Source organism: Pseudomonas sp. VS40 (assembly GCF_018587885.1).
Taxonomy (GTDB): Bacteria; Pseudomonadota; Gammaproteobacteria; order Pseudomonadales; family Pseudomonadaceae; genus Aquipseudomonas; species Aquipseudomonas pergaminensis.
On sequence record NZ_JAGYWD010000003.1, the window covers coordinates 78,466 to 101,559 of the forward strand.

Here is a 23,094-nt window from a genome sequence, read left to right on the forward strand (position 1 = left end):
CCCATGACTCAGTCCCAGACCGATCTGCGCAACGGCCCTGACGCCAACGGCCTGTTTGGTGCGTTCGGCGGCCGCTACGTCGCTGAAACCCTGATGCCGTTGATCCTCGACCTGGCCCGCGAATACGAAGCGGCCAAGGAAGATCCTGCATTCAAAGAAGAATTGGCCTACTTCCAACGCGATTATGTCGGTCGTCCAAGCCCGCTGTATTTCGCCGAGCGCCTGACCGAGTTCTGCGGCGGCGCCAAGATCTACCTCAAGCGCGAAGAGCTGAACCACACCGGCGCGCACAAGATCAACAACTGCATCGGCCAGATTCTGCTGGCCCGGCGCATGGGCAAGAAACGCATCATCGCCGAGACCGGCGCCGGCATGCACGGCGTGGCCACTGCCACCGTGGCTGCACGCTTCGGCCTGCAATGCGTGATCTACATGGGCACCACCGACATCGAGCGCCAGCAGGCCAACGTGTTCCGCATGAAGCTGCTGGGCGCTGAAGTGATCCCGGTGGTGGCCGGCACCGGCACCCTGAAAGACGCGATGAACGAAGCCCTGCGTGACTGGGTGACCAACGTCGACAGCACCTTCTACCTGATCGGCACCGTGGCCGGCCCGCACCCGTACCCTGCGATGGTGCGCGACTTCCAGGCCGTGATCGGCAAGGAAACCCGCGACCAGTTGCAAGCCCAGGAAGGCCGCCTGCCGGACAGCCTGGTGGCGTGCATCGGCGGTGGCTCCAACGCCATGGGCCTGTTCCACCCATTCCTGGATGACACCAGCGTCGAGATCATCGGCGTGGAAGCCGCCGGCCACGGCATCGAGACCGGCAAGCACGCCGCCAGCCTCAACGGCGGGGTACCCGGCGTACTGCACGGCAACCGTACCTTCCTGCTGCAGGACGACGATGGCCAGATCATCGACGCCCACTCCATCTCTGCTGGCCTGGATTACCCCGGCATCGGCCCGGAACACGCGTGGTTGCATGACATCGGTCGCGTCCAGTACACCTCGGTGACCGACGACGAAGCCTTGGACGCGTTCCACAAGTGCTGCCGCCTGGAAGGCATCATTCCTGCCCTGGAAAGCGCCCACGCCCTGGCCGAAGTGTTCAAACGCGCACCGACCCTGCCGAAGGATCACCTGATGGTGGTTAACCTGTCTGGCCGTGGCGACAAAGACATGCAGACCGTGATGCACCACATGGAAACCGCCAAGCAGGAGAAACACTGATGAGCCGCCTGCAAACCCGCTTCGCACAGCTTAAAGAACAAAACCGCGCCGCCTTGGTGACCTTCGTCACCGCCGGCGACCCGGGTTATGACACCTCCCTGGCGATCCTCAAGGGCTTGCCAGCCGCTGGCGCCGACGTGATCGAGTTGGGCATGCCCTTCACCGATCCAATGGCGGACGGCCCGGCGATCCAACTGGCCAACATCCGCGCGCTGGAAGCCAAGCAGAACCTGCTGAAAACCCTGCAGATGGTCCGCGAGTTCCGCCAAGACAACAACGACACGCCGCTGGTGTTGATGGGCTACTTCAACCCGATTCACAAATACGGCGTGCCGGCATTTATTGCCGATGCCAAGGAAGCCGGGGTCGACGGCCTGATCGTGGTCGACATGCCGCCCGAGCATAACGGCGAGCTGTGCGACCCGGCCCAGGCCGCTGGCATCGACTTTATCCGCCTGACCACGCCGACCACTGACGATGTGCGCTTGCCGACAGTGCTGAATGGCAGCTCCGGTTTTGTGTACTACGTGTCAGTGGCCGGCGTGACCGGCGCCGGTGCCGCGACACTGGAGCACGTGGAAGAGGCCGTGACCCGCCTGCGTCGCCATACCGACCTGCCGATCAGCATCGGTTTTGGTATCCGCACCCCGGAACAAGCGGGGGCCATCGCCCGCCTGGCTGACGGTGTCGTCGTAGGTTCGGCACTGATCGACCATATCGCCAATGCCAAGAATGACCAGCAAGCCATCGACGGCGTGTTGAGCCTGTGTGCGGCATTGTCGGAAGGCGTTCGTAACGCTCGTAAGTAAGCGCCCCGTAAGCAGTAGGTAAAGTTCCTGATACAGAGGAATCAACCCGCTCGGGCACGGCCTAAACAGCAAGACCAAGGGATTTCGAACCTCGTTCGAAATCCCTTTTTTGCTTGTGTGCCCCGAGGAATACCCGATGAAAATGCCTAAATCCGTGATTGCAGGCCTTGGCGTGCTGGTGCTTGGCGCCAGTGCCCTGGTGCAGGCCGCGCCGTATGACCAAGGCGGCCCCGACCGTGGCGGCCCGCAAGGCCAGCACGAACAACGTGGCGACGACCATCGCGGCCCGCAGGACAACCGTCGCGGCGGCCCACCCCAGGACTTCGGCCCGGTCCGACAGATCATCCATGACAACCACGGCCAGTTTTCACGTGGCGCGCCACCGCCACCCAACGTACGGCTGGTGCGCGGCCAGCCGATGCCCCGTGGTTACTACGGCGAACGCCTCGACAACCGCGCCCTCGCACGCCTGCCGGTGTACCCAGGTTATGAGTGGCGCCGTTCGGGGCCGGATGTGGTGCTGATCGCAGTGGGAACAGGCATCGTCTACGAGATCCTCGACGGCGTACTCAACTAACCCCCCAGCGCCTTCACCTTTTCCGCTAGGCTTGAGGGTGGACATTGCGTCCTCCCTCAACGCACTTCATGCCTATTGCCGTCTAACCGCCTGCGCAAGCCCCGCATTCCTTGCCCTCCCGGTCGTTAAGTTAGCCGCATCAGAAGTCATTCTTGGCTCTTTGGAGTACATCATGGCATTTGATCTCATTACCGCTGCGGACCGTCGTCATTCAACGCTGCAAAAAGGTTTCAACCTGCGCTGGCCGCTGGGCAATGTGCAGGGTGAATCGTCGTCGAACGGCGCCAACTTGATTTATCTCTGTTATAGCCCCCAGGACATCATCGACGCCGCCGCCCAGGCGTTGGCGATCCCCGATGGCCGGATTACGGTGCGCAGCGGTGGCCACTGCTATGAGGGTTTTGTCGCGAACAAGATGCCCGACAGTCCCAACGAAGTGCTCTCGATCATCGATATCAGCCAACTGAACCAAGTGGTCTACGACGCCACGGGGCAGATCGCCTCACAACTGGTGCCCGCCTCGCTTCATCGCTACAGCTACCGCCTGGAAGCGGGCGGCCAGAACTGGGATACCTATGTGGCGCTGTACAAACTGGCCAACACGAGCCTGCCCGGCGGCTCGTGCTATTCGGTCGGGCTGGGTGGCCATATTTGCGGCGGTGGCTACGGGGTGCTGTCACGCAAGGATGGCCTGGTGTGCGATTGGTTGAGCGGCGTCGACATACTGGTGCCGAACGCCCAGGGCAACGGCCTGGTTCCTGTGCATGTCGCCCGCAACAGCGCCCAACAGGACGAACTGGATCTGTTCGCCGCCTGCTGCGGTGCAGGCGGCGGGCAGTTCGGGATTATCACCAGTTACTACTTCGAACGTTTGCCACAAGCCCCCAAGGAAGTGCTGTGGCTGGTACTGGAATGGGACTGGTCCCTGCTGACCAAGCCAGCCCTCGACAGATTGCTGGCGGCCTATCAGGACTGGTTTGCCCGCAACCAGGCCAACCCGGACACCTGGGGCCTGGCGACCAAACTGGAGATGCGCCATCAGAACACTGGCAACGTCACGATGGACGTTCATTACGTGGACAAGCAGGGCGAGTTGAATGATCAAGCGCCCTTTGAAGACTTTGTCAGGTCGATGCTCAATGCCATCGGCATTCCTGCCACCGAATGCCTGAGTCCTCCCCCAACGACCCACCTGCCACGCAGCAACCCGCCAGGGCGGACGATCAATTCACTGACGTCTGCCCTGGCGGCGACCCGTCGAATGGATTGGCTGCATTGCCAGCAGACACTCAACGGCTCAGGGCCCAACCAGCGTGGCCGGTATAAGTCGGCCTACCAGAAGGGTATTTTCACCGCCACTGTGCTGCAGGCGATCTGGGACACGCTGACGTGGGACGATCCCGATAAACGGCTGACTCAAAGCCTGATCCAGATCCAGTCCTTCGGTGGGCACATCAATCAGGCCAGCGCTGCCGTGCGGCGGGAATCATCGGTTGCACAGCGTTCGTCCTACTTGAAGTGGCAACCACAATGCTACTGGCGTGACGAAAGCAGCACTTCGGATCAAGCCCATGCGCAATGGATCCAGGGACTGTTTTTCGCGGCATTTGCCAATGACAACGGCGTTCCGGTCAATGCCCAGTTCGAAGGGTGCTACATCAATTACCCCGACCGCGACATGCTGTTTATCGACGGCGACCCCAGCAAGGGACCCAACCCGCAGTGGTACAAGATCTTCTTCCCCGACCTCATGATTGAAAGCCGCCTGCGCCGCACCAAGCAGCGCTGGGACCCGCTGAATGTGTTCCGTAACGAGATGTCGGTGCCCTGAGCCGAAATGAAAAAGGGCGACCGCAAGGTCGCCCGTTTTTACAACTCGATCCGCTCGACTTTACCGACCAGCAACACGTAGGAAAGCGCCCCGAGCAAGGCCAGCACCGCGATATAGGTAATCGCCGGCGCAAACGAATCACCGCTAGCCAAAAAGCCGATCACAATCGGCGTGGCAATCGCCGACAGGTTGCCGATGAAGTTGAACACCCCACCGGTCAGCCCCAACAGGCGCGCCGGTGCCAGGGTCGACACCAGCGACCAGGTAATCGACGCCAGGCCATTGCCAAAGAACGCCACCGCCAGGAACGCAATCACCCAGGCCGTCGAGTCAACATAGTTGGCGCCGATGATCGCCGTGGAAATCAGCAGCCCGCCAATGATCGGCAACTTGCGCGCAAACCCCACCGACGCGCCGCGACGAATCAGCCAGTCGGAAAAGATCCCGGAACACAGCACGCCGACAAACGCCGCCAGGAACGGCAACGATGCCAGCAGGCCGGATTTGATGAAGTCCATCCCGCGATATTTCACCAGGTAGGTGGGGAACCACGTCAGGAAAAACCACAGCGTGGAGTTCAGGCAGAACTGCCCCAGGTAGATGCCCCAGAGTTTGCGCTTGCTCAGCACGATCCCCAGGTCGACCCAACTGAACGGGGCCTTGGCGGTTTTTTCCTGCATGTCCACCAGGCCGCCGCCTTCGCGGATCAACTCGATTTCAGCAGCGTTGGCGCCTTTGAAATCCTTCGGCTCGCGATACACCGCGTACCAGATGATCCCCCACAGGATGCCAACGCCACCGGTGACGACAAACACCATGTGCCAGCCGAAGGCGTGTTGCAGCCAGGCCAGTACCGGCGTGAGGAATGCCAGCCCGACAAACTGCCCGGAGGTGTAGAAGCCAATCGCCGTGGCGCGTTCGCGCTCGGGAAACCAGGTGGTGACCACGCGGCTGTTGATCGGATACGCCGGGGCTTCCAGGGCCCCCACCGCCATGCGCAGCACGAACAACGCAATAAAGCTGGCAGCGAAGCCGAGCATCACGGTGGCGATGGACCACAAGATCAGTGCGACGGTATAGAGAATGCGCGGCGGCACGCGGTCCACCAGCCAGCCGCCAGGGATCTGCATGGCTGCATAGGTCCAGCCGAACGCGGAGAAAATCAGCCCGACGTGCACTGGGTCGATGCCCAGTTCGCTGGTCAGTGCCGGGGCGGCGATGGACAGGTTGCTGCGGTCGAGGTAGTTGATCACCACGGTGATAAACAGCAGCACCATGATGAAGAAACGCTTTCTGGTAGGCGTGACTAAAGATGCCTGCCCGGTGAAGGATTCAGGGTGCATGGGGGGTGCCTCTTCTTATGTTTGTTGAGGACAAGTCTTACTGAAGGAACCGGATCTAAATGTGGGAGCTGGCTTGCCTGCGAAGACCGTGTATCAGTGCCAGCGATGCAAGCTGACCCACCGCCTTCGCAGGCAAGCCAGCTCCCACATTTTTTACCGCGTTCCTTCAGAGGACTATTACCACTCGGCGAAGCTGCCGTCGGCATGCCGCCAGATCGGGTTGCGCCAGCGGTGACCAATGGCAGCGCGTTCGATCACGTATTCTTCGTTGATCTCGATGCCCAGGCCCGGTCCGTTGGGAATCTTCACGAAGCCTTGGTCGTAGTCGAACACGCCCGGATCGCGCACGTAGTCGAGCAAGTCATTGCTCTCGTTATAGTGAATGCCCAGGCTTTGCTCCTGGATAAACGCGTTGTAGCAGACCGCATCCAGTTGCAAACACGCCGCCAGGGCAATCGGACCCAGCGGGCAGTGCAGTGCCAGGGCCACGTCATAGGCCTCGGCCATGTTGGCGATCTTGCGGGTTTCGGTGATGCCACCCGCGTGGGAAGCATCGGGCTGGATGATGTCGACATAGCCTTCGCTGAGTACACGCTTGAAGTCCCAGCGCGAGAACAGGCGCTCGCCCAGGGCAATCGGGGTGCTGGTCAGCGGCGCGAGTTCCTTGAGCGCTTCGTAGTTTTCGCTGAGCACCGGCTCTTCGATAAACATCAGCTTGTAGGGGTCCAGCTCCTTCATCAGCACCTTGGCCATGGGCTTGTGCACGCGGCCATGGAAGTCGACGCCGATGCCGACGTTGGGTCCGACCGCATCACGCACGGCGGCGACGTTGGCCAGGGCCAGGTCGACCTTTTCGAAGCTGTCGACGAACTGCAGCTCTTCGGTGCCGTTCATTTTTACCGCCGTGAAGCCTCGGGCTACGGCCTCTTTGGCGGCGCGGGCGGTGTCTGCGGGGCGGTCGCCGCCGATCCATGAGTACACGCGGATCTTGTCGCGCACCTGGCCACCGAGCAAGTCGCTGACGGACACGCCGAGGGCCTTGCCCTTGATGTCCCACAACGCCTGGTCGATACCAGCGAGGGCGCTCATGTGCACGGCGCCGCCGCGATAAAAGCCGCCGCGATAGAGCACGGTCCAGATGTCTTCGATATTGCGTGGGTCTTTGCCGATCAGGTAGTCGGACAGTTCTTCAACGGCAGCCGCCACGGTGTGAGCGCGGCCTTCGACCACGGGCTCACCCCAGCCGGTCACGCCCTGGTCGGTCTCGACCTTGAGGAAGCACCAGCGCGGCGGGACGATAAAGGTCGTCAGTTTGGTGATTTTCATCTCTTGTCTCTCTTATAGATGCAGCGCCAGGGGCGCGAAACTTGATGTCAGCTCAGGGCTTTCCAGGCGGCGACATAAGCCTGGGCGCGGCTCGCTACCTGATCCACGGTCATACCCGGTTTGAACAACCCGGAACCCAGCCCGAAACCTTTGGCGCCGGCGTCGGTGAACACCTGCATGTTGTCCGGGGTAATGCCACCCACCGGCAGCAGCAAAGTGCCTGCCGGCAATACCGCCAGCCACGCCTTGATCACCGCCGGGCCCATCTGCTCGGCCGGGAAGAGCTTCAAAACGTCGGCGCCTTCGGCCAGTGCGGCGAAGGCTTCGGTTGGCGTCGCCACACCCGGCGACAGGAACAGGCCTGCGGCTTTGGCGGCGCGCAACACCTTGGCATCGCTGTGGGGCATGACGATCACCTGACCACCGGCTGCCTTCACCTGCTCGACTTGCTCAGGCGTCAACACCGTGCCGGCACCGATCAGGCAATCGGCGGGCAGGCTGTCGCGCAGGGTGCGGATGCTGGTGTAAGGGTCAGGCGAATTGAGCGGGACTTCGATTACACGAAACCCGGCCTGATACAGCACCTGGCCGACGGCCTGGGCTTCGTCCGGGCGAATGCCACGCAGAATGGCGATCAAACCGTTTTGCGCGAGTGCTTGCTTGAGCATGTCAGGCCTCCGATACAAGTTGAGTGAGCCCGGCCGCTACGGCCAGTTGCCACAGGCCACGCTCGGTGGCTTCTTGTGCCAGGCTGACGTGGGCAAAGCCGCAAAGGGCGAGGGCGCGTTGATAGCGGGCGCAGAGGGGAGCGGCGCCGACCAGGACGATCGGCTGGTGTTTTGCGCTGTCGGGCAAACCGGCGAGTTCATGGCCGATGAGCAAGCCCGAGAGGTAATCGGGCTGCTGGTCAGGAGCGAGTTCGCCGGTGAGTCCCAGGGTGCGTGCGCTGAACAGGGTCGACAGCACACCGCGCTGGCCGTCCTCTGACAGCGCCACCTGCACGCCTCGGTCAAAGGCGTCGGCCTGGAATCGTTCGCTGGGTTGCTGGGTGCGCCCGAGGATGCTGTGCTTGCTCAGCACCGCGAACAGCTCGCCGGTCATGAAGGTGTCGAAGTGGGTGATGCAGCCCTCGACCACCTCGACCCACTTGGAATGGCTGCCGGGCAGGCCGATCAACCCATCCGCGCCCAGCCCTTGCAGCACGCCCAATACTTGGGTTTCTTCGCCGCGCATCACGTTGGGCAAGCCAACGTGCTCAATCACGCCCGGCACGATATTCACATCGACCCCACGCAAACTGCGCACGCGGTGCAGGGCCTGGCCCAGGCTCGCCACGTCGACCGGGGTGTTGCGATAGGCCGCTTCGCTCCAGCCCTGGGCGCTGCCGACCATGCCGCAGGCGATCACCGGCAGGTTTGGCGCGGCGTCGAGCCAATCGCCGCAGGCCGCATCGAACGCCAACTCGAAGCCATCGCTGCAGCGCACGCCGGCGATGTCCCGCGGCTCGCTGGGCAAATGCATGATGCCCCACCCCAGCGAGCGCTGTTCGAGCACCACGCCTGCGTGGCCGAGTTTATAAGCACGAAGGGAGCTGGTCCCCCAATCGAGCGCGATCAATTGCGCCTGCATCGCTTCACCTGAGTTCTGAGCGGATGCAGCGAATATAAACCTATGGGCGAGAAAGTCTCAATATATAAATATTGATCCCATATTTAGGGATACAGTTTAGGAAAAGGCTGACAAGTCCAGCTCCCGCATCGCACCCATCCAGACCGCATAGTCGGTGTGATCCTTCAGGTCATCGCCCGTATCGGGGTGCAAGAACACCACCAGCCCATTGCGATGGATCACCAGCCACGGCAGCACCACGCCGATGTATTCCGGCTCGAACGCCAGCTGGCAGCTCCAGTCTGGGTGCGGGCCCACCGGGCGTTCATGCACACGGCCCATGCGCAGTGGGAAGAGTTTGGCGGCGTCTTCGCACAAGGTGCGCGCCTGGTCGATCGTGTGTGCGTCGAAGTAGATATGGGCGTGGTAGCCCTTAATACGTTGCATAGCGGACTCCGGATCCAATATGCGCCAGATGCTAGACCGCAATGGACGGCAGGGCCAGCCCGGTCAAGGACTGCGCGCTGCTGGCTTGCTCGGCCACCAGCCAGTCGACAAACCGTTCCACCAACTGCCCCCGGCGTTTGCGCTGGGGTTGCACCACGTAATAGCCAAAGCGCGAGATCACCGTGTCGCTGACCGGTCGGCACAACCAGCCCTGTTCCAGCAGGTTATCCACAAGGTGCCGCCAGCCGATAGCCACGCCCTGGCCGGCAATCGCCGCCTGAATGAGTAGGGTGTAGTTGTCGAAACGCAGTTGGCCGGGCGTTGGCGCGCTGGCGATGCCCAGCTCACGGAATACGCCGCTCCAGTCGAACCACTGGCTGTTGTTTTCCTGACGCAGGTGCAACAAGGGAAAATCGTGCAAATTTTGTACAGACAGTGGGCTGGCCTGTGCCTGGAGCCATTGCGGGCTGCACACCGGGAACACTTCCTCGTTGAATAGCCACAGGCTGTCACCTTGCTTGAAACGACCGTCGCCAAACAGCACCGCCACGTCGATGTCGCTGCGCAAGGTCGCGTGGTTGCGTTCGCTGGTGACCAGGCTCACATCCACCTGGGGGTTCGCCGCGTGAAAGCGATGCAGGCGCGGCATCAGCCAATAGGCAGCGAAGGCGAAGTCGGTGGCCACTTGCAGCACTTCGTGCTGATCTTGCTGGGTGATCGCGCTGAGGCCCGCGTTGATGGCCTGCAAACCGCCCTGCACATGCTCGAACAGCAGGGCGCCAGCATCGGTGAGTTCGATGCCACGGTAGATGCGATCAAACAGACGGATCGCCAGTTGCTCTTCCAAGCGCTTGATCTGCTGGCTGATCGCAGGCTGGGTGGTGCCCAGCTCCATCGCGGCGGCGGTAAAGCTGCGATGACGGGCTGCCGCTTCAAAGGCGCGCAGCAGGTCGAGGGACAGGTCACCGAGGGCTTCATACATAAGCTGTGCTTATCCTAGACATTGCTTTTCATGGGCTTTACCCCATTTTCCATGGGCTGCATGCTCATTCGCATAAACACCGCCTATGGAATGCCGATAGATCATGAAGCGCAAGAACATTCTTTTCATCATGGCCGACCAAATGGCCGCCCCCCTGCTTCCGTTCTACGGTCCTTCGCCGATCAAGCTGCCCAACCTGAGCCGCCTTGCCGCGCAAGGCGTTGTTTTCGACGCCGCCTATTGCAACAGCCCGCTGTGCGCACCGTCGCGCTTCACCCTGGTGAGCGGGCAATTGCCGAGCAAGATTGGCGCGTACGACAACGCCGCCGATTTCCCCGCCGATGTGCCAACCTACGCCCACTACCTGCGTCGCCTCGGCTACCGCACCGCACTGTCGGGCAAGATGCACTTCTGCGGCCCCGATCAACTGCACGGTTACGAAGAGCGCCTGACCAGTGACATCTACCCCGCCGACTATGGCTGGGCGGTGAACTGGGACGAGCCGGACGTGCGCCCCTCCTGGTACCACAACATGTCGTCGGTGCTGCAAGCCGGGCCATGCGTGCGCACCAACCAGCTGGATTTCGACGAAGAGGTGGTGTTCAAGGCCCAGCAATACCTGTTCGACCATATCCGTGAAGACGGCGACCAGCCGTTTTGCCTGACCGTGTCGATGACCCACCCCCATGACCCGTACACCATTCCCAAGCCGTTCTGGGACCTGTACGACGACGCCGACATCCCTTTGCCGACGACCCCTGCGCAAGGCGATCTCGACCCCCACTCCCGGCGCCTGCTCAAGGTCTACGACCTGTGGGACAAGCCGCTGCCTGTGGATAAGATCCGCGACGCACGCCGTGCCTATTTCGGCGCGTGCAGCTACATCGACAGCAATGTCGGCAAGCTGCTGCAGACCCTGGAAGATACCGGCCTGGCCGATGACACCCTCATCATCTTCTCCGGCGACCACGGCGACATGCTCGGCGAGCGGGGCCTCTGGTACAAAATGCACTGGTTTGAAATGGCCGCCCGCGTACCGCTGCTGATCAGTGCGCCAGGGCAATTCGCGGCGGGCCGCGTCAGCAAAGCCGTGTCCACCGCCGACTTGTTGCCGACCCTGGTTGAACTGGCCGGCGGCGAGTTGGACCCGCGCCTGCCGCTGGACGGCCGCTCGCTGGTTCCGCACTTGCAAGGGCAGGGCGGGCACGACGAAGTGTTCGGCGAATACATGGCTGAAGGCACCATCAGCCCACTGATGATGATTCGCCGTGGCGCCTACAAATTCATCTACAGCGAAGACGACCCTTGTCTACTGTTCGATGTACACAACGACCCTCGGGAGCAGGAAGACCTCAGCCAGTCGCCGCAGCATCAGGCGCTGTTTGCAGCCTTCCTGGACGAGGCGCGGGCCAAATGGGACATCCCGGCGATCCACCAGCAGGTGCTCGCCAGCCAACGCCGCCGCCGTCTGGTGTTTGACGCACTGACCCAGGGCAAGCTGAAGAGCTGGGATCACCAGCCACTGGTGGACGCCAGTCAGCAATACATGCGCAACCATATCGACCTCGACGACCTGGAGCGCAAGGCACGTTATCCACAACCCTGCCAAAACCAATAACACTGAGGGAAGGCCATGCAAAAGTTAACTGTGATGCTGGGGCTCCTGGCGCTGGGAAGCGCCAATGTTTACGCAGACGCCAGTTGTGAAACGGTAAAGATGGCCGATCCCGGCTGGAGCGATATCGCCGCCACCAATGCCATCACCGGTTTCCTGTTAAGCGGCATGGGCTACAAGGCCAAGGTCGACACCCTCGCGGTGCCGATCACATTTGGCGGGCTCAAGGACGGTCAGGTAGACGTGTTCCTCGGCAACTGGATGCCGGCGCAGCAGGGCTTCTATGACAAGTTCGTGGCCAATGGCGACGTGGTGCAACTGGCGAAGAACCTCGACGGCACCGAGTTCACCCTCGCCGTGCCCGACTACGTGTGGGACGCCGGCGTGCATGACTTTGCCGACCTGAACAAGTTTGCCGACAAGTTCGACAAGAAGATCTACGGCATCGGCTCCGGCGCGCCGGCGAACATCTCGCTGCAGGAGATCATCAAGAAGAACGACTTCGATCTCGGTCAATGGAAGCTGATCGAGTCCAGCGAACAAGCGATGCTCGCCGAAGTGTCGCGAGCGGTGAAGAAGCAAAAGTTCGTCACCTTCCTCGGCTGGACCCCGCACCCGATGAACGTGCAGTTGAAAATGCACTACCTCAAAGGCGGAGAGAAATACTTTGGTGACACCGGCAGCGTGTATACCTTGACCCGCAAGGGCTATGCACAAGCCTGCCCGAACGTAGGAAAGCTGCTGACCAACCTGAGTTTTACCCAGGAGATGGAGAACGCCATCATGGCGCAGGTGGCCAATAACAAAGTCAGCAATGCCGACGCAGCCAAGGCGTGGATCAAGGCCAACCCGGCGGTATTGGATAAGTGGCTGGATGGCGTGAAGACCGTGGATGGCAAGGATGCGCTGGCCGCTGTAAAAGCCAAACTCTGAGCCTCAAACTGGCTTGTGTGGGAGCTGGCTTGCCTGCGATAGGATCACCTCGGTCTTACTGACAGACCGAGTCGCCTGCATCGCAGGCAAGCCAGCTCCCACAGGGACCGGTGTGTGCTGATAACCTGATGCAAACCTTTCAATCCGAGCCTTTCATGCCCCGGCCCAACCGCCAATCACTTTTCCCCTTTCTCGCCTGGCTGCCGCGCCAGACCCGCGCCAGCGTCGGTCGGGACGCACTGGTTGGCCTCAGTGGCGCCGTGCTCGCCCTGCCACAGTCGATTGCCTACGCGCTGATCGCCGGCCTCCCCCCCGAATACGGCCTTTACGCCGCGATCATCCCGGTGTTGATCGCCTGCCTCTGGGGCTCCTCCTGGCACCTGATCTGCGGGCCCACGGCGGCCATTTCCATTGTGCTTTACGCCAGCGTCAGTCCCCTGGCTGTGCCGGGGTCCCAGGACTACATCACGCTGATCCTGCTGCTCACCTTCCTCGCCGGCATCTTCCAGTGGCTGCTGGGCATGCTGCGCTTTGGCGCGCTGGTGAATTTTGTCTCTCACTCGGTGGTGCTCGGTTTCACCCTGGGCGCCGCGGTGGTGATCGCCCTGGGACAGTTGCCCAACTTGTTGGGGCTGGACCTACCGAGCCAGGCCACGGCAATCAATAGCCTGCTGGCACTGATCCACCACAGTGGCGAATGGGACCGTGCGTCCCTTGCCCTGGGGTTGGGCACTTTACTGCTGGGCGCGCTGCTCAAATACCTGATGCCGCGCTGGCCGACGTTGTTGATCGCCCTGGCACTGGGCAGCCTGGTGGCGTGGCTGTGGCCGGCGATGTTCGGGCACGTGGCGCTGGTCAGTTCGTTTATTGGCAAGCTGCCGCCGTTCAGCCCGTTGCCGATGGACTTGGACATGATCTTGCGCCTGCTGCCCAGCGCCGTGGCGGTGGGCATGCTCGGGCTGGTGACCAGCCTGTCGATTGCCCGCTCGCTGTCGGCCCGTTCGCAACAATTGCTCGATGCCAACCAAGAGGTTCGCGCGCAGGGTTTATCCAATATCGTGGGCGGATTTTTCTCCGGCTACCTGTCAGCGGGTTCCTTTACGCGCTCCGGCCTCAGCTACGAAGCAGGCGCCTGCTCGCCGTTGGCTGGCGTGTTTTCCGCTCTGTGGGTGGCGTTGTTCGCATTATTCGGTGCAGCGTTGATTGCGCACATCCCGATACCGAGCATGGCCGCAAGCATCCTGTTGATTTGCTGGGGCCTGGTGGACCATCGCGGCATTCGAGCGTTGTTCCGTGTGAGTCGCGCCGAGTTTGTGGTGATGGGCCTTACCTGCGTCGCCACTTTGCTGCTGGAGCTGCAGACGGCGATTTATGCCGGGGTACTGGCGTCGCTGTTTTTCTACCTCAAGCGCACCTCGCAACCACGGGTACAGCAATGGCGCGACGGGGATGAGGATGTGCTCCGGGTGGGCGGCTCGATCTTCTTCGGCGCCAGCCATTACCTGCAAGTGCGCCTGCAGAGCCTGCAGGGTGAACGGGTGGTGATCGAGGCCCAGCAGATCAACTTTATCGACTATTCCGGGGTGGAGATGCTGCACCAGGAGGCGCGGCGACTACGTGGGTTGGGACGTAGTTTGACCTTGCGCCGGGCTCGGCCGCAGGTGATGGAAGAGTTGAGGAAACTGGAAGGGGCCGACAACTGCCCCATCCAGTTCCAAGACTGAAAACGATCAACAATGTGGGAGGGGGCTTGCCCCCGATAGCGGTGTGTCAGCCATGGATGTATCAACTGACACTCCCTCATCGGGGGCAAGCCCCCTCCCACATTCGGATCAGTGTCAGATCAACTGGCGGCGCAGCTCAGCCAACACTGGCGCCGAATCCGGGCGCACGCCGCGCCACAGGGAGAACGCTTCCGCCGCTTGCTCAACCAGCATGCCCAGGCCATCCATCGCCACGGCTGCGCCGTGTTCGTTGGCCCAGCGGCAGAACGCGGTCGGCTCCTTGGCATACATCATGTCGTAGCAAAACGTCTTGCCTGGTTCGATCAGGCTGCCGGCGATCGGCGGTAAATCGCCTGACAGGCTGGCGGAGGTGGCGTTGATGATCACGTCCACCGGCTCACGCAGCCAGTCGAAACCACTGGCAGACACCGGGCCCAGATCGTCGAACAACTCGGCGAGCAATTCCGCCTTTTCCACGGTGCGGTTGGCGATGATCAGCGAGGCCGGCTGCTCGGCCAGCAGCGGCTCCAGCGCGCCACGTACCGCGCCACCCGCGCCCAGCAACAGGATGCGCTTGCCTTGCAGGGTCAGCCCGGCATTGACCGTGAGGTCGCGCACCAGGCCGGCGCCGTCGGTGTTGTCGCCCAGCAGGCTGCCATCGGCCAGCTTGCTCAGGGTGTTCACCGCACCCGCGCGTTGGGCGCGCTCGGTGAGGCTGTTGGCCAGGCGGTAAGCGTCTTCCTTGAACGGCACTGTGACATTGGCGCCTCGGCCCTGTAGGAAAAACTCACGGGCGCAGCCGGTGAAATCCTCCAAGGGCGCGAGCAAGGTGCTGTAGTCCAGTTGCTCGCCCGTCTGCTCGGCGAACATCCGGTGGATCAGCGGTGACTTACTGTGGCCGATGGGGTTGCCGAAGACGACATAACGGTCCATCAGACAGCCGCCTTGGGCGTGGCAACGCCCAGCCAGTCGCGGTCTTGCAGGAAGTAGTCGGTGAGGCGTGCCTCTTCGCTGCCGGCCTGGGCCTTCCAGTCATAGCTCCAGCGCACTTGCGGCGGCAGCGACATCAGGATCGACTCGGTGCGCCCGCCCGACTGCAGGCCGAAGAGGGTGCCACGGTCATAGACCAGGTTGAATTCTACGTAGCGGCCACGGCGGAATTCCTGGAATTCGCGCTGTTGCTCGGTGTAGGCGATAGCCTTGCGGCGCTGCACAATCGGCAGGTAAGCGTCGATGTACGCGTCGCCGATGGCGCGAATGAAGGCGAAGCAGGTGTCAAAGTCCCACTCGTTCAAGTCATCGAAGAACAGACCGCCGATACCGCGCGGTTCGTTGCGGTGCTTGATGTGGAAGTAGGTGTCGCACCAGGCCTTGTAGCGCGAATACACGTCCGGTCCGAACGGCGCACAGGCCTGCTCGGCCACGCGGTGCCAGTGGATGCAGTCTTCTTCGTTGCCGTAGTAAGGCGTGAGGTCGAAACCGCCGCCGAACCACCACACCGCCTCTTCGCCTTCTTTTTCGGCGATGAAAAAACGCACATTGGCGTGGGAAGTCGGCACATGAGGATTGTGTGGGTGGATCACCAGCGACACGCCCAGGGCCTCAAAACCACGGCCGGCCAGTTCAGGCCGATGCGCGCTGGCGGACGGTGGGAGGCCGCTGCCAAACACGTGGGAAAAGTTAACGCCGCCTTTTTCGATCACCGAGCCGTTTTCGATCACACGGGTGCGACCACCGCCACCGGCAGGCCGGGTCCAGGCGTCTTCGATAAAGCGAGTGTCCGTCTCGAAGGTTTCCAGGGCGCTGCAAATACGGTCTTGCAGGTCAAGCAGGTAGGCCTTTACAGCCTCGGTGCGGGTAGTCATGGCATCACCTTGAATCGGGCAAAGCTACGCGAGGCCATTGGGCGTCGGCGGCAAATGGGCGCACAGGATACCACTGCACCCCGTTGCGCCGCAGTTGACGAAGATCAAGCTTAGGAGTGGGATAGGGGGCTACGCGAATTCGACCCAAGGAGAAGGCAGATGGCAAAACGTATCCAGTTCAGCGCCCATGGCGGCCCCGATGTACTTGAGTATGTGGACTACACGCCGGCCGAGCCGGGCCCGCAGCAGGTTCGCGTGCGCAACGAGGCGATCGGCCTCAACTTCATCGACACCTATTTCCGCAGCGGCCTGTATGCGCCACCCGCGTTGCCATCGGGATTGGGCGCAGAGGGCGCTGGCGTAGTCGACGCTGTCGGTAGCGAAGTCACCCAATTCAAGGTCGGCGACCGCGTGGCCTACGGCAGCGGCCCGCTGGGCGCCTACAGCCAATTGCATGTGTTGCCCGCCGCCAACCTGGTGCACCTGCCCGACGACATCAGCTTCGAACAAGCCGCCGGCGCCATGCTCAAGGGCCTGACCGTGCAATACCTGTTGCGCCAGACCTATGAACTCAAAGGCGGCGAAACCATCCTGTTCCATGCCGCCGCAGGTGGCGTGGGCTCCCTGGCCTGCCAATGGGCCAAGGCCCTGGGCGTCAAGCTGATCGGTACCGTGAGTTCGCCGGAAAAAGCCGCACTGGCCAAATCCCTCGGCGCCTGGGAAACCATCGACTACAGCAAGGAAGACGTCGCACAGCGCGTGCTGGAGTTGACCGACGGCAAAAAAGTCCCAGTAGTGTATGACGGTGTCGGCAAGGACACCTGGCTGACGTCGCTGGACAGCGTGGCGCCGCGAGGGCTGGTGGTGAGTTTCGGTAATGCGTCGGGCGCGGTGGATGGGGTGAACCTGGGGATCCTGTCGGCCAAGGGCTCGCTGTACGTCACCCGGCCGACGTTGGCGACATACGCCAACAACCCGCAGAACCTGCAGGCGATGGCCGATGACCTGTTCTCGATGATCAAGAGCGGCAAGGTGCGCATTGATATCAACCAGCGCTACCCGCTGGCGGAAGCGGCGAAGGCGCAGACGGAGTTGTCGGGGCGGCGCACGACGGGGTCGACCATTCTGTTGCCGTAAGGCAACCGATATCTGGAGTCTGTAAGGGCCTCATCGCGGGCAAGCCCGGCTCCCACATTTGACCGCGTTGTCATGAAAGACGCGGATCAGGTATGGGAGCCGGGCTTGCCGGCGATGGCAACACCTCGGTCTCAAGCAGGCCGCACCACCTCACCCGTCGCCAGATCGCGAATCAGGCTCGGGTTCTTGCGCCCACCCAGGGCGCCACCCAACACCAGGTCCACCTGGCCACGGAAGTATTGCTCCACGCGAATCCGCGTGCGTGCCGCCGGACGGCCCTGCGGGTTGGCCGAGGTGGAAATCAACGGCCCCACCAGCGAGCACAAGTCGCGCACCAGTGGATGGTCCGTCACGCGCAGCGCCACGGTGTCGTGCACACCCGTTACCCATTCCGGCAGCAAATCCTGGTGCGGTACCAGCCAGGTGTTCGGCCCCGGCCAGGTGCTGGCCATGCGGTCGATCCAATCCTGCGGGAAGTCTTCAAACAGGAAGTCGAACTGGCGGATGTTGTCCGCCACCAGGATCAGGCCCTTGTCCACCGAACGGTTCTTGATGGCGAGCAAACGGTCCACTGCTTCTTCGTTCCACGGGTCGCAGCCCAAGCCCCAAACCGCTTCGGTTGGATAGGCAATCACTGCGCCTGCGCGAATTTCTCGTGCGGTTTCCAGCACACGCCACCGGTTGACCATTGTTCACTCTCCAGACTAAAGCTCTGCGCAGTTTACCGATCTTCGTTACAAAACCTAGCAGCGCGCAAGCCAGCGTCCGCTTTCGCAGATGACCTGGCCTTCGAGCTCAAGCTCGGTCAGGGTCGCCAACACCTGGGACAACGGCCGCCCACTGGCAATCGACAGCGCCTCACTGGTGTGGGGCGCCGCGTGCAGCAGCGCCACGAGCGGATGCACGACAGGGATCGGCGTCGGGCGGGACAGCGCCTGCCAGCCGCGCAACCCTTCAAGAATGTGCTCGATGGTTTCCACCAACACCGCACCGTCGCGGATCAACTGATGACAGCCCTTGGCACCGGGATGGTGGATGGAACCCGGAATGGCATACACCTCCCGTCCTTGCTCGGCCGCCAGTTTCGCGGTGATCAGCGAACCGCTGGCCATGCTGGCTTCCACCACCAGCACGCCCAGGGACAGGCCACTGATGATGCGGTTACGCCTGGGGAAGTTGCCGGCCTGGGGCGGAGCGTCCAGGGGAAACTCGGAAACCACGGCGCTGCCCTGGTCAATCATCGCCGCTGCCAACCGTTTGTGGCGCTGTGGATAAAAATTTTCAAGCCCGGTGCCGAGCACGCCGATTGTCTGGCCGCCCACGTCCAATGCCGCTTGATGGGCGGCGCCGTCAATGCCCAAGGCCAGGCCGCTGGTGATGACAAAACCCGCGCTCGCCAAACTGCGGGAAAACGCAGCCGCCGTGTCCATGCCAGGACGGGATGCACGACGGCTGCCCACCATCGCCAGTTGCGGTTTTTCCAGGATCAGAGGGTCCCCTGCAACGAATAACAGCGGTGGCGCGTCATCGATCTGGGCGAGCAACGCGGGGTACTCCGGCTGGTCCCACATCAGCAAATGCTGGCCCGGACGCGCCAGCCAGGCCAATGCCGCACTGGCACCGTCGCGGATTTCATGACTGCGCCGTGCATCGGCACTGGTGGCAGGCAAGCCCAGTGAACGCCAGGCACTGGCGGGGGCGCTGATCGCCTTCGACGCAGAGCCGAACGCTTCGATCAGTAGGTGAAAACGTTTCGGACCCAGTTCCGGCAGCCTGTGCAAGCGTAGTCGGGCTTCCAATTCTGACGGGGATATTTCATGACTGTTTATCGGATTCATTGGATCGTCCTTGATCAGAACAAGCTGTGGATAACTCTGTTGGTAACTTATTTAGCAGGCTATTTATTGTGTTTGATGAGCAGTCTCGAAACGGTCCATCACCACCAAGGGTCGTGAGGCACTGAGCACCAGGCCGTAACTGAGCTTTTCGTAGGTGCGAAACACCAGCAGGGTGCCGGCGTGCTCATCGGGAAGTGCCACCGGGGCACCAGTGAGGGTGTCGCGGACGGTGGCGCCTGTCTTGATCACGCTGAGCAGTTGGCCTTCGGCCAGGCCATCGCGGCGACCTTTGTTGAGCGTGACGGCATCGAGCACGCCGATCTGGGTGACGCCTTTGGGGATATCGATGATTTGCCCTTTCACGAAAGCCGCGCTTGGCTTGCGCGAAAAAGTCGCCGGGTCGACGGGAGACTCCGCGCGTAACAGGCGGTCGCCGGGTCGCACCTCTTGAGTGACCCGCTGTACGGCCAGGGTCGTCAGGTCGCCGGCCACGACAAATTGCGCCGTGCCGATGTCGTCGGCATTGATGCCCAGCAGCTCCTGGGTCTGAGGGTCGGTATAGACCTTGCCGCGTCGGAATATTCCGTAATGGGGTTGGGAAGGTTCCAGGTTGCCTCGGGCATACACCCGCTCACCGTTAGCCCCCAGCACACGCCCTGCATCGGCGGCGATAATGTAAGGGGCGTTGTCCAGATCCTGGGGCGAATCAAGAATGCGGTTATGCAGTAAAAAGCGCTGTATGGCCTGTTGCGTCGGTTGATCCAGACGCTGGACGGGCTGGGGCAGCAGGGCCATGGCAAGCGGGGCCCACAGCAGCAAGACGAGTAGCGATTTCCTCATGGGGTGAATCTCCTTTATTATGTGCGTTCGCGTGAAATGCCAGGGCCTTCGCGGCTTAGGGACGTTTCACACCGGCTGTCTGGGTCCATCCCAACGCCGATTTGCCTCTACCTCACATGTGCAGCAATTACGCTTATGGCTATTTTGAACATCCTCGAATTTCCCGACTCGCGCCTGCGCACGATCGCCAAACCGGTGGCCGTAGTGGACGACAAGGTTCGTCAGTTGGTCGATGACATGTTTGAAACAATGTATGAAGCCCCGGGCATCGGCCTCGCCGCTACCCAGGTCAACGTGCATCTGCGCGTCGTGGTCATGGACCTGTCGGAAGATCGCAGCGAACCGATGGTGTACATCAACCCAGAGTTCGAACCGCTGACCGACGAGATGGGTGAATACCAGGAAGGCTGCCTGTCGGTGCCGGAGTTCTACGAGAACGTCGAACGCCCGCTGCGCGTGAAGATCAAGGCCCTGGACCGCGACGGCAAGCCGTTCGAGCTGATTGCCGAAGGCCTGCTGGCGGTGTGCATCCAGCACGAATGCGACCACCTCAATGGCAAGCTGTTTGTCGACTACCTGTCCACGCTCAAGCGCGACCGGATCAAGAAGAAGCTGGAAAAAAAGCATCGCCAGCAAGCTTGATGCCCTTCTTCCAAAGGCTTGCTGCGGCAAGCCTTTTTCTTTTGTGACTGCTTTTAACCGAGAACTCCCATGACCGAGCCACTGCGCATTGTTTTTGCCGGTACCCCCGAATTTGCCGCCGAACACCTCAAGGCGCTGCTTGCCAGCCCTTATGACATCGTCGCGGTATACACCCAGCCGGATCGCCCGGCCGGTCGCGGGCAAAAACTGATGCCGAGCCCGGTCAAGCAGTTGGCGCTGGAGCACGACATTCCCGTGCTGCAACCGCCGACCTTGCGCAATGCCGAGGCCCAGGCCGAACTGGCGGCGCTCAAGCCAGACCTGTTGGTGGTCGTTGCCTACGGCTTGATCCTGCCGCAAGCGGTGCTGGATATCCCGCGCCTGGGTTGCATCAACAGCCATGCGTCGCTGCTGCCACGCTGGCGCGGGGCGGCGCCGATCCAGCGGGCCGTGGAAGCCGGCGACAGCGAGAGCGGCGTGACCGTGATGCGCATGGAGGCTGGCCTGGACACCGGCCCGATGTTGCTGAAAGTCACCACCCCGATCACCGCCGCAGACACCGGCGGCAGCCTGCACGACCGCCTTGCCGAGCTGGGCCCGCCTGCCGTGACCCAGGCCATCGCCGGCCTGGCAGCCGGTACGCTGGAAGGCGAAATACAGGACGACAGCCTCGCGACCTACGCCCACAAACTGAACAAAGACGAAGCGCGCATCGACTGGAGCCGCCCGGCCGTGGAGCTGGAGCGCCTGGTACGCGCCTTCAACCCGTGGCCGATCTGCCATAGCACGCTAAATGGCGAAGCCTTGAAAGTGCTGGCCGCAACCCTGGCCGAAGGCAAGGGCGCGCCCGGTGAAATCATCGGCGCCAGCAAGGACGGCCTGTTGGTCGCTTGCGGCGATCAGGCGCTGTGCCTGACCCGTCTGCAATTGCCCGGGGGCAAGGCGCTTAATTTCAGCGATTTGTTCAACAGCCGTCGTGAGAAATTTGCCCTGGGCACCGTCCTCGGGGTGGTCGCCCAATGAACCCGCGTCTGGCCGCCGCCAAGGCTCTCGCCGCCGTTCTCAACGGCAAGGCGTCGCTGAACAGTTCATTGCCGACCCAGTTGGACAAGGTCGAAGACCGCGATCGCGGTTTCACCCAGGACCTGGCCTTTGGCACGGCCCGCTGGCAGCCACGCTTGTCGGCGCTGGCGGCCAAGCTGCTGCAGAAACCGTTCAAGGCCGCCGATGCGGATGTCGAGGCGCTGCTGCTGGTGGGCCTGTATCAGTTGCTCTATACCCGCGTCCCCGCTCACGCCGCGATCGGCGAAACGGTCGGTTGCGCCGACAAGCTGAAAAAACCTTGGGCCAAAGCCCTGCTCAATGCCGTGCTGCGCCGCGCCCAGCGCGAAAGCGAAGCGCTGCTGGCCGAATTGGAACATGACCCGGTGGTGCGCACCGCCCATCCGCGCTGGCTGCAAAAATCCCTGAAGGCGTTCTGGCCTGAGCAGTGGGAAGCCATTTGCGCGGCGAACAATGCGCACCCGCCGATGATCCTGCGGGTCAACCGTCGTCATCACAGCCGTGACGCCTACCTGCAATTGCTCACCACCGCCGGCATCAATGCCACGCCGTGCGTGTACAGCGTCGACGGCATCGTGCTCGAAGCGGCCACCGATGTGCGCAGCCTGCCGGGCTTTGCCGAAGGCTGGATCAGCGTGCAGGACGAAGCGGCGCAACTGGCTGCCGACCTGCTCGACCTGGCGCCCGGCCAACGCGTGCTGGATGCCTGCTGCGCGCCAGGCGGCAAGACCTGCCACATCCTTGAGGTACAACAAGACCTCGCCGGTGTGGTGGCTGTCGACCTGGAAGCCAAGCGCCTGGTGCGCGTGCGCGAAAACCTCGCCCGCCTGGGCCTCAGCGCCGAACTGATCGCCGCCGACGGCCGCGACACCGCCACCTGGTGGGACGGCAAACCGTTCCAGCGCATCCTGCTCGATGCGCCGTGCTCCGCCACTGGGGTGATCCGTCGCCACCCGGACATCAAGCTCACCCGCCAACCCGATGACATCGCCGCGCTGGCCGTGCTGCAAGGCGAATTGCTCGACGCGCTGTGGCCAACCCTGGAAGTCGGCGGCATCCTGCTCTACGCCACCTGCTCCACGTTGCCGACTGAAAACACCGAGGTGATCGAAGCCTTCCTCGCCCGCACCAGCGGCGCCCGGGAGCTGGACCTTGCCACCACGGCCGGCATCAGGCAGCCCCATGGCCGCCAGTTGCTCGCGCAAGAAGGCGGACACGATGGCTTTTACTACGCCAAACTGATCAAGATCGCCGCCGCGCGCGGCTGAATGGTTTTAAGGGAGTG

General features: G+C 62.2%; 22 protein-coding genes. 11 read left to right on the forward strand and 11 right to left on the reverse strand.

The window, feature by feature from the left end:
- Positions 1–3 precede the first annotated feature (3 nt).
- The 4 genes from trpB (at position 4) to KHP07_RS09540 (ending at position 4,447) form a co-directional block, all read left to right on the forward strand.
- Complete coding sequence (gene trpB, locus KHP07_RS09525) at positions 4–1,230, forward strand: tryptophan synthase subunit beta (RefSeq protein ID WP_078046223.1); 1,227 nt, start codon at positions 4–6, stop codon at positions 1,228–1,230.
- Positions 1,230–2,039, forward strand: coding sequence for a tryptophan synthase subunit alpha (gene trpA, locus KHP07_RS09530; protein WP_214497104.1), 810 nt, complete (start codon positions 1,230–1,232; stop codon positions 2,037–2,039). Before trpB ends, trpA begins: the two co-directional genes overlap by 1 nt.
- Positions 2,040–2,175: 136 nt before the next feature.
- On the forward strand, positions 2,176–2,616 hold the full coding sequence (locus tag KHP07_RS09535) for an anti-virulence regulator CigR family protein (RefSeq protein ID WP_078046221.1): 441 nt from the start codon (positions 2,176–2,178) through the stop codon (positions 2,614–2,616).
- Positions 2,617–2,788: 172 nt separating this feature from the next.
- Positions 2,789–4,447 carry a BBE domain-containing protein gene (locus tag KHP07_RS09540; RefSeq protein ID WP_214497105.1) on the forward strand — a complete coding sequence of 553 codons (1,659 nt, stop codon included), beginning with the start codon at positions 2,789–2,791 and terminating at the stop codon, positions 4,445–4,447.
- 38 nt (positions 4,448–4,485) lie between these two features.
- On the opposite strand, the gene KHP07_RS09545 is transcribed toward KHP07_RS09540, so the two are convergent.
- The 6 genes from KHP07_RS09545 to KHP07_RS09570 form a co-directional block, all read right to left on the reverse strand.
- Complete coding sequence (locus KHP07_RS09545) at positions 4,486–5,790, reverse strand: MFS transporter (RefSeq protein WP_078046219.1); 1,305 nt, start codon at positions 5,788–5,790, stop codon at positions 4,486–4,488.
- A gap of 177 nt (positions 5,791–5,967) precedes the next feature.
- Positions 5,968–7,116: a galactonate dehydratase gene (dgoD, locus tag KHP07_RS09550; protein ID WP_003170741.1), complete on the reverse strand. Its 1,149-nt coding sequence runs from the start codon at positions 7,114–7,116 to the stop codon at positions 5,968–5,970.
- A 47-nt stretch (positions 7,117–7,163) separates the two neighbouring features.
- The gene (locus KHP07_RS09555) at positions 7,164–7,784 is read right to left on the reverse strand and encodes a 2-dehydro-3-deoxy-6-phosphogalactonate aldolase (protein WP_214497106.1); all 621 of its coding nucleotides are present in this window, start codon (positions 7,782–7,784) and stop codon (positions 7,164–7,166) included.
- Position 7,785: 1 nt separating this feature from the next.
- Positions 7,786–8,745 (reverse strand): 2-dehydro-3-deoxygalactonokinase, encoded by a 960-nt coding sequence (locus KHP07_RS09560; RefSeq protein ID WP_214497107.1) that lies wholly within the window; start codon positions 8,743–8,745, stop codon positions 7,786–7,788.
- A gap of 96 nt (positions 8,746–8,841) precedes the next feature.
- Positions 8,842–9,171, reverse strand: coding sequence for a DOPA 4,5-dioxygenase family protein (locus KHP07_RS09565; protein ID WP_078046216.1), 330 nt, complete (start codon positions 9,169–9,171; stop codon positions 8,842–8,844).
- 31 nt (positions 9,172–9,202) lie between these two features.
- Entirely contained in the window at positions 9,203–10,153 is a 951-nt protein-coding gene (locus tag KHP07_RS09570) for a choline sulfate utilization transcriptional regulator (RefSeq protein ID WP_100491826.1), read from the reverse strand.
- A 103-nt stretch (positions 10,154–10,256) separates the two neighbouring features.
- On the opposite strand from KHP07_RS09570, the gene betC reads away from it, so the two are divergent.
- The 3 genes from betC to KHP07_RS09585 all read left to right on the forward strand — a co-directional run bounded on the left by betC (position 10,257) and on the right by KHP07_RS09585 (position 14,425).
- The gene (gene betC / locus KHP07_RS09575; protein WP_214497108.1) at positions 10,257–11,771 is read left to right on the forward strand and encodes a choline-sulfatase; all 1,515 of its coding nucleotides are present in this window, start codon (positions 10,257–10,259) and stop codon (positions 11,769–11,771) included.
- A 15-nt stretch (positions 11,772–11,786) separates the two neighbouring features.
- Positions 11,787–12,701 carry a choline ABC transporter substrate-binding protein gene (gene choX, locus KHP07_RS09580; RefSeq protein ID WP_214497109.1) on the forward strand — a complete coding sequence of 305 codons (915 nt, stop codon included), beginning with the start codon at positions 11,787–11,789 and terminating at the stop codon, positions 12,699–12,701.
- A 155-nt stretch (positions 12,702–12,856) separates the two neighbouring features.
- Positions 12,857–14,425, forward strand: a complete 1,569-nt coding sequence (locus KHP07_RS09585) for a SulP family inorganic anion transporter (protein WP_214497110.1) — start codon at positions 12,857–12,859, stop codon at positions 14,423–14,425.
- A gap of 114 nt (positions 14,426–14,539) precedes the next feature.
- On the opposite strand, the gene aroE is transcribed toward KHP07_RS09585, so the two are convergent.
- On the reverse strand, positions 14,540–15,358 hold the full coding sequence (gene aroE, locus KHP07_RS09590; RefSeq protein WP_214497111.1) for a shikimate dehydrogenase: 819 nt from the start codon (positions 15,356–15,358) through the stop codon (positions 14,540–14,542).
- Positions 15,358–16,290 (reverse strand): oxygen-dependent coproporphyrinogen oxidase, encoded by a 933-nt coding sequence (hemF, locus tag KHP07_RS09595; protein WP_078046211.1) that lies wholly within the window; start codon positions 16,288–16,290, stop codon positions 15,358–15,360. Before hemF ends, aroE begins: the two co-directional genes overlap by 1 nt.
- A 159-nt stretch (positions 16,291–16,449) precedes the next feature.
- On the opposite strand from hemF, the gene KHP07_RS09600 reads away from it, so the two are divergent.
- On the forward strand, positions 16,450–17,427 hold the full coding sequence (locus KHP07_RS09600; RefSeq protein WP_099493292.1) for a quinone oxidoreductase family protein: 978 nt from the start codon (positions 16,450–16,452) through the stop codon (positions 17,425–17,427).
- Positions 17,428–17,558: 131 nt separating this feature from the next.
- Here KHP07_RS09600 and tsaC read toward each other — a convergent pair whose 3' ends face one another.
- The 3 genes from tsaC to KHP07_RS09615 form a co-directional block, all read right to left on the reverse strand.
- Positions 17,559–18,116, reverse strand: coding sequence for an L-threonylcarbamoyladenylate synthase type 1 TsaC (tsaC, locus tag KHP07_RS09605; protein WP_078046209.1), 558 nt, complete (start codon positions 18,114–18,116; stop codon positions 17,559–17,561).
- Positions 18,117–18,170: 54 nt separating this feature from the next.
- Positions 18,171–19,265: a DNA-processing protein DprA gene (gene dprA / locus KHP07_RS09610; protein WP_078046208.1), complete on the reverse strand. Its 1,095-nt coding sequence runs from the start codon at positions 19,263–19,265 to the stop codon at positions 18,171–18,173.
- 63 nt (positions 19,266–19,328) lie between these two features.
- The gene (locus KHP07_RS09615) at positions 19,329–20,105 is read right to left on the reverse strand and encodes a peptidoglycan-binding protein (RefSeq protein ID WP_078046207.1); all 777 of its coding nucleotides are present in this window, start codon (positions 20,103–20,105) and stop codon (positions 19,329–19,331) included.
- Between the two features lie 135 nt (positions 20,106–20,240).
- On the opposite strand from KHP07_RS09615, the gene def reads away from it, so the two are divergent.
- From def to rsmB, 3 genes are all read left to right on the forward strand, one after another.
- Entirely contained in the window at positions 20,241–20,747 is a 507-nt protein-coding gene (gene def / locus KHP07_RS09620; protein ID WP_029290229.1) for a peptide deformylase, read from the forward strand.
- A 69-nt stretch (positions 20,748–20,816) separates the two neighbouring features.
- Positions 20,817–21,770 carry a methionyl-tRNA formyltransferase gene (gene fmt / locus KHP07_RS09625; RefSeq protein ID WP_214497112.1) on the forward strand — a complete coding sequence of 318 codons (954 nt, stop codon included), beginning with the start codon at positions 20,817–20,819 and terminating at the stop codon, positions 21,768–21,770.
- Positions 21,767–23,077 (forward strand): 16S rRNA (cytosine(967)-C(5))-methyltransferase RsmB, encoded by a 1,311-nt coding sequence (gene rsmB / locus KHP07_RS09630; RefSeq protein WP_214497113.1) that lies wholly within the window; start codon positions 21,767–21,769, stop codon positions 23,075–23,077. The genes fmt and rsmB overlap by 4 nt, the downstream gene beginning before the upstream one ends.
- The last annotated feature ends 17 nt before the right edge of the window (positions 23,078–23,094 follow it).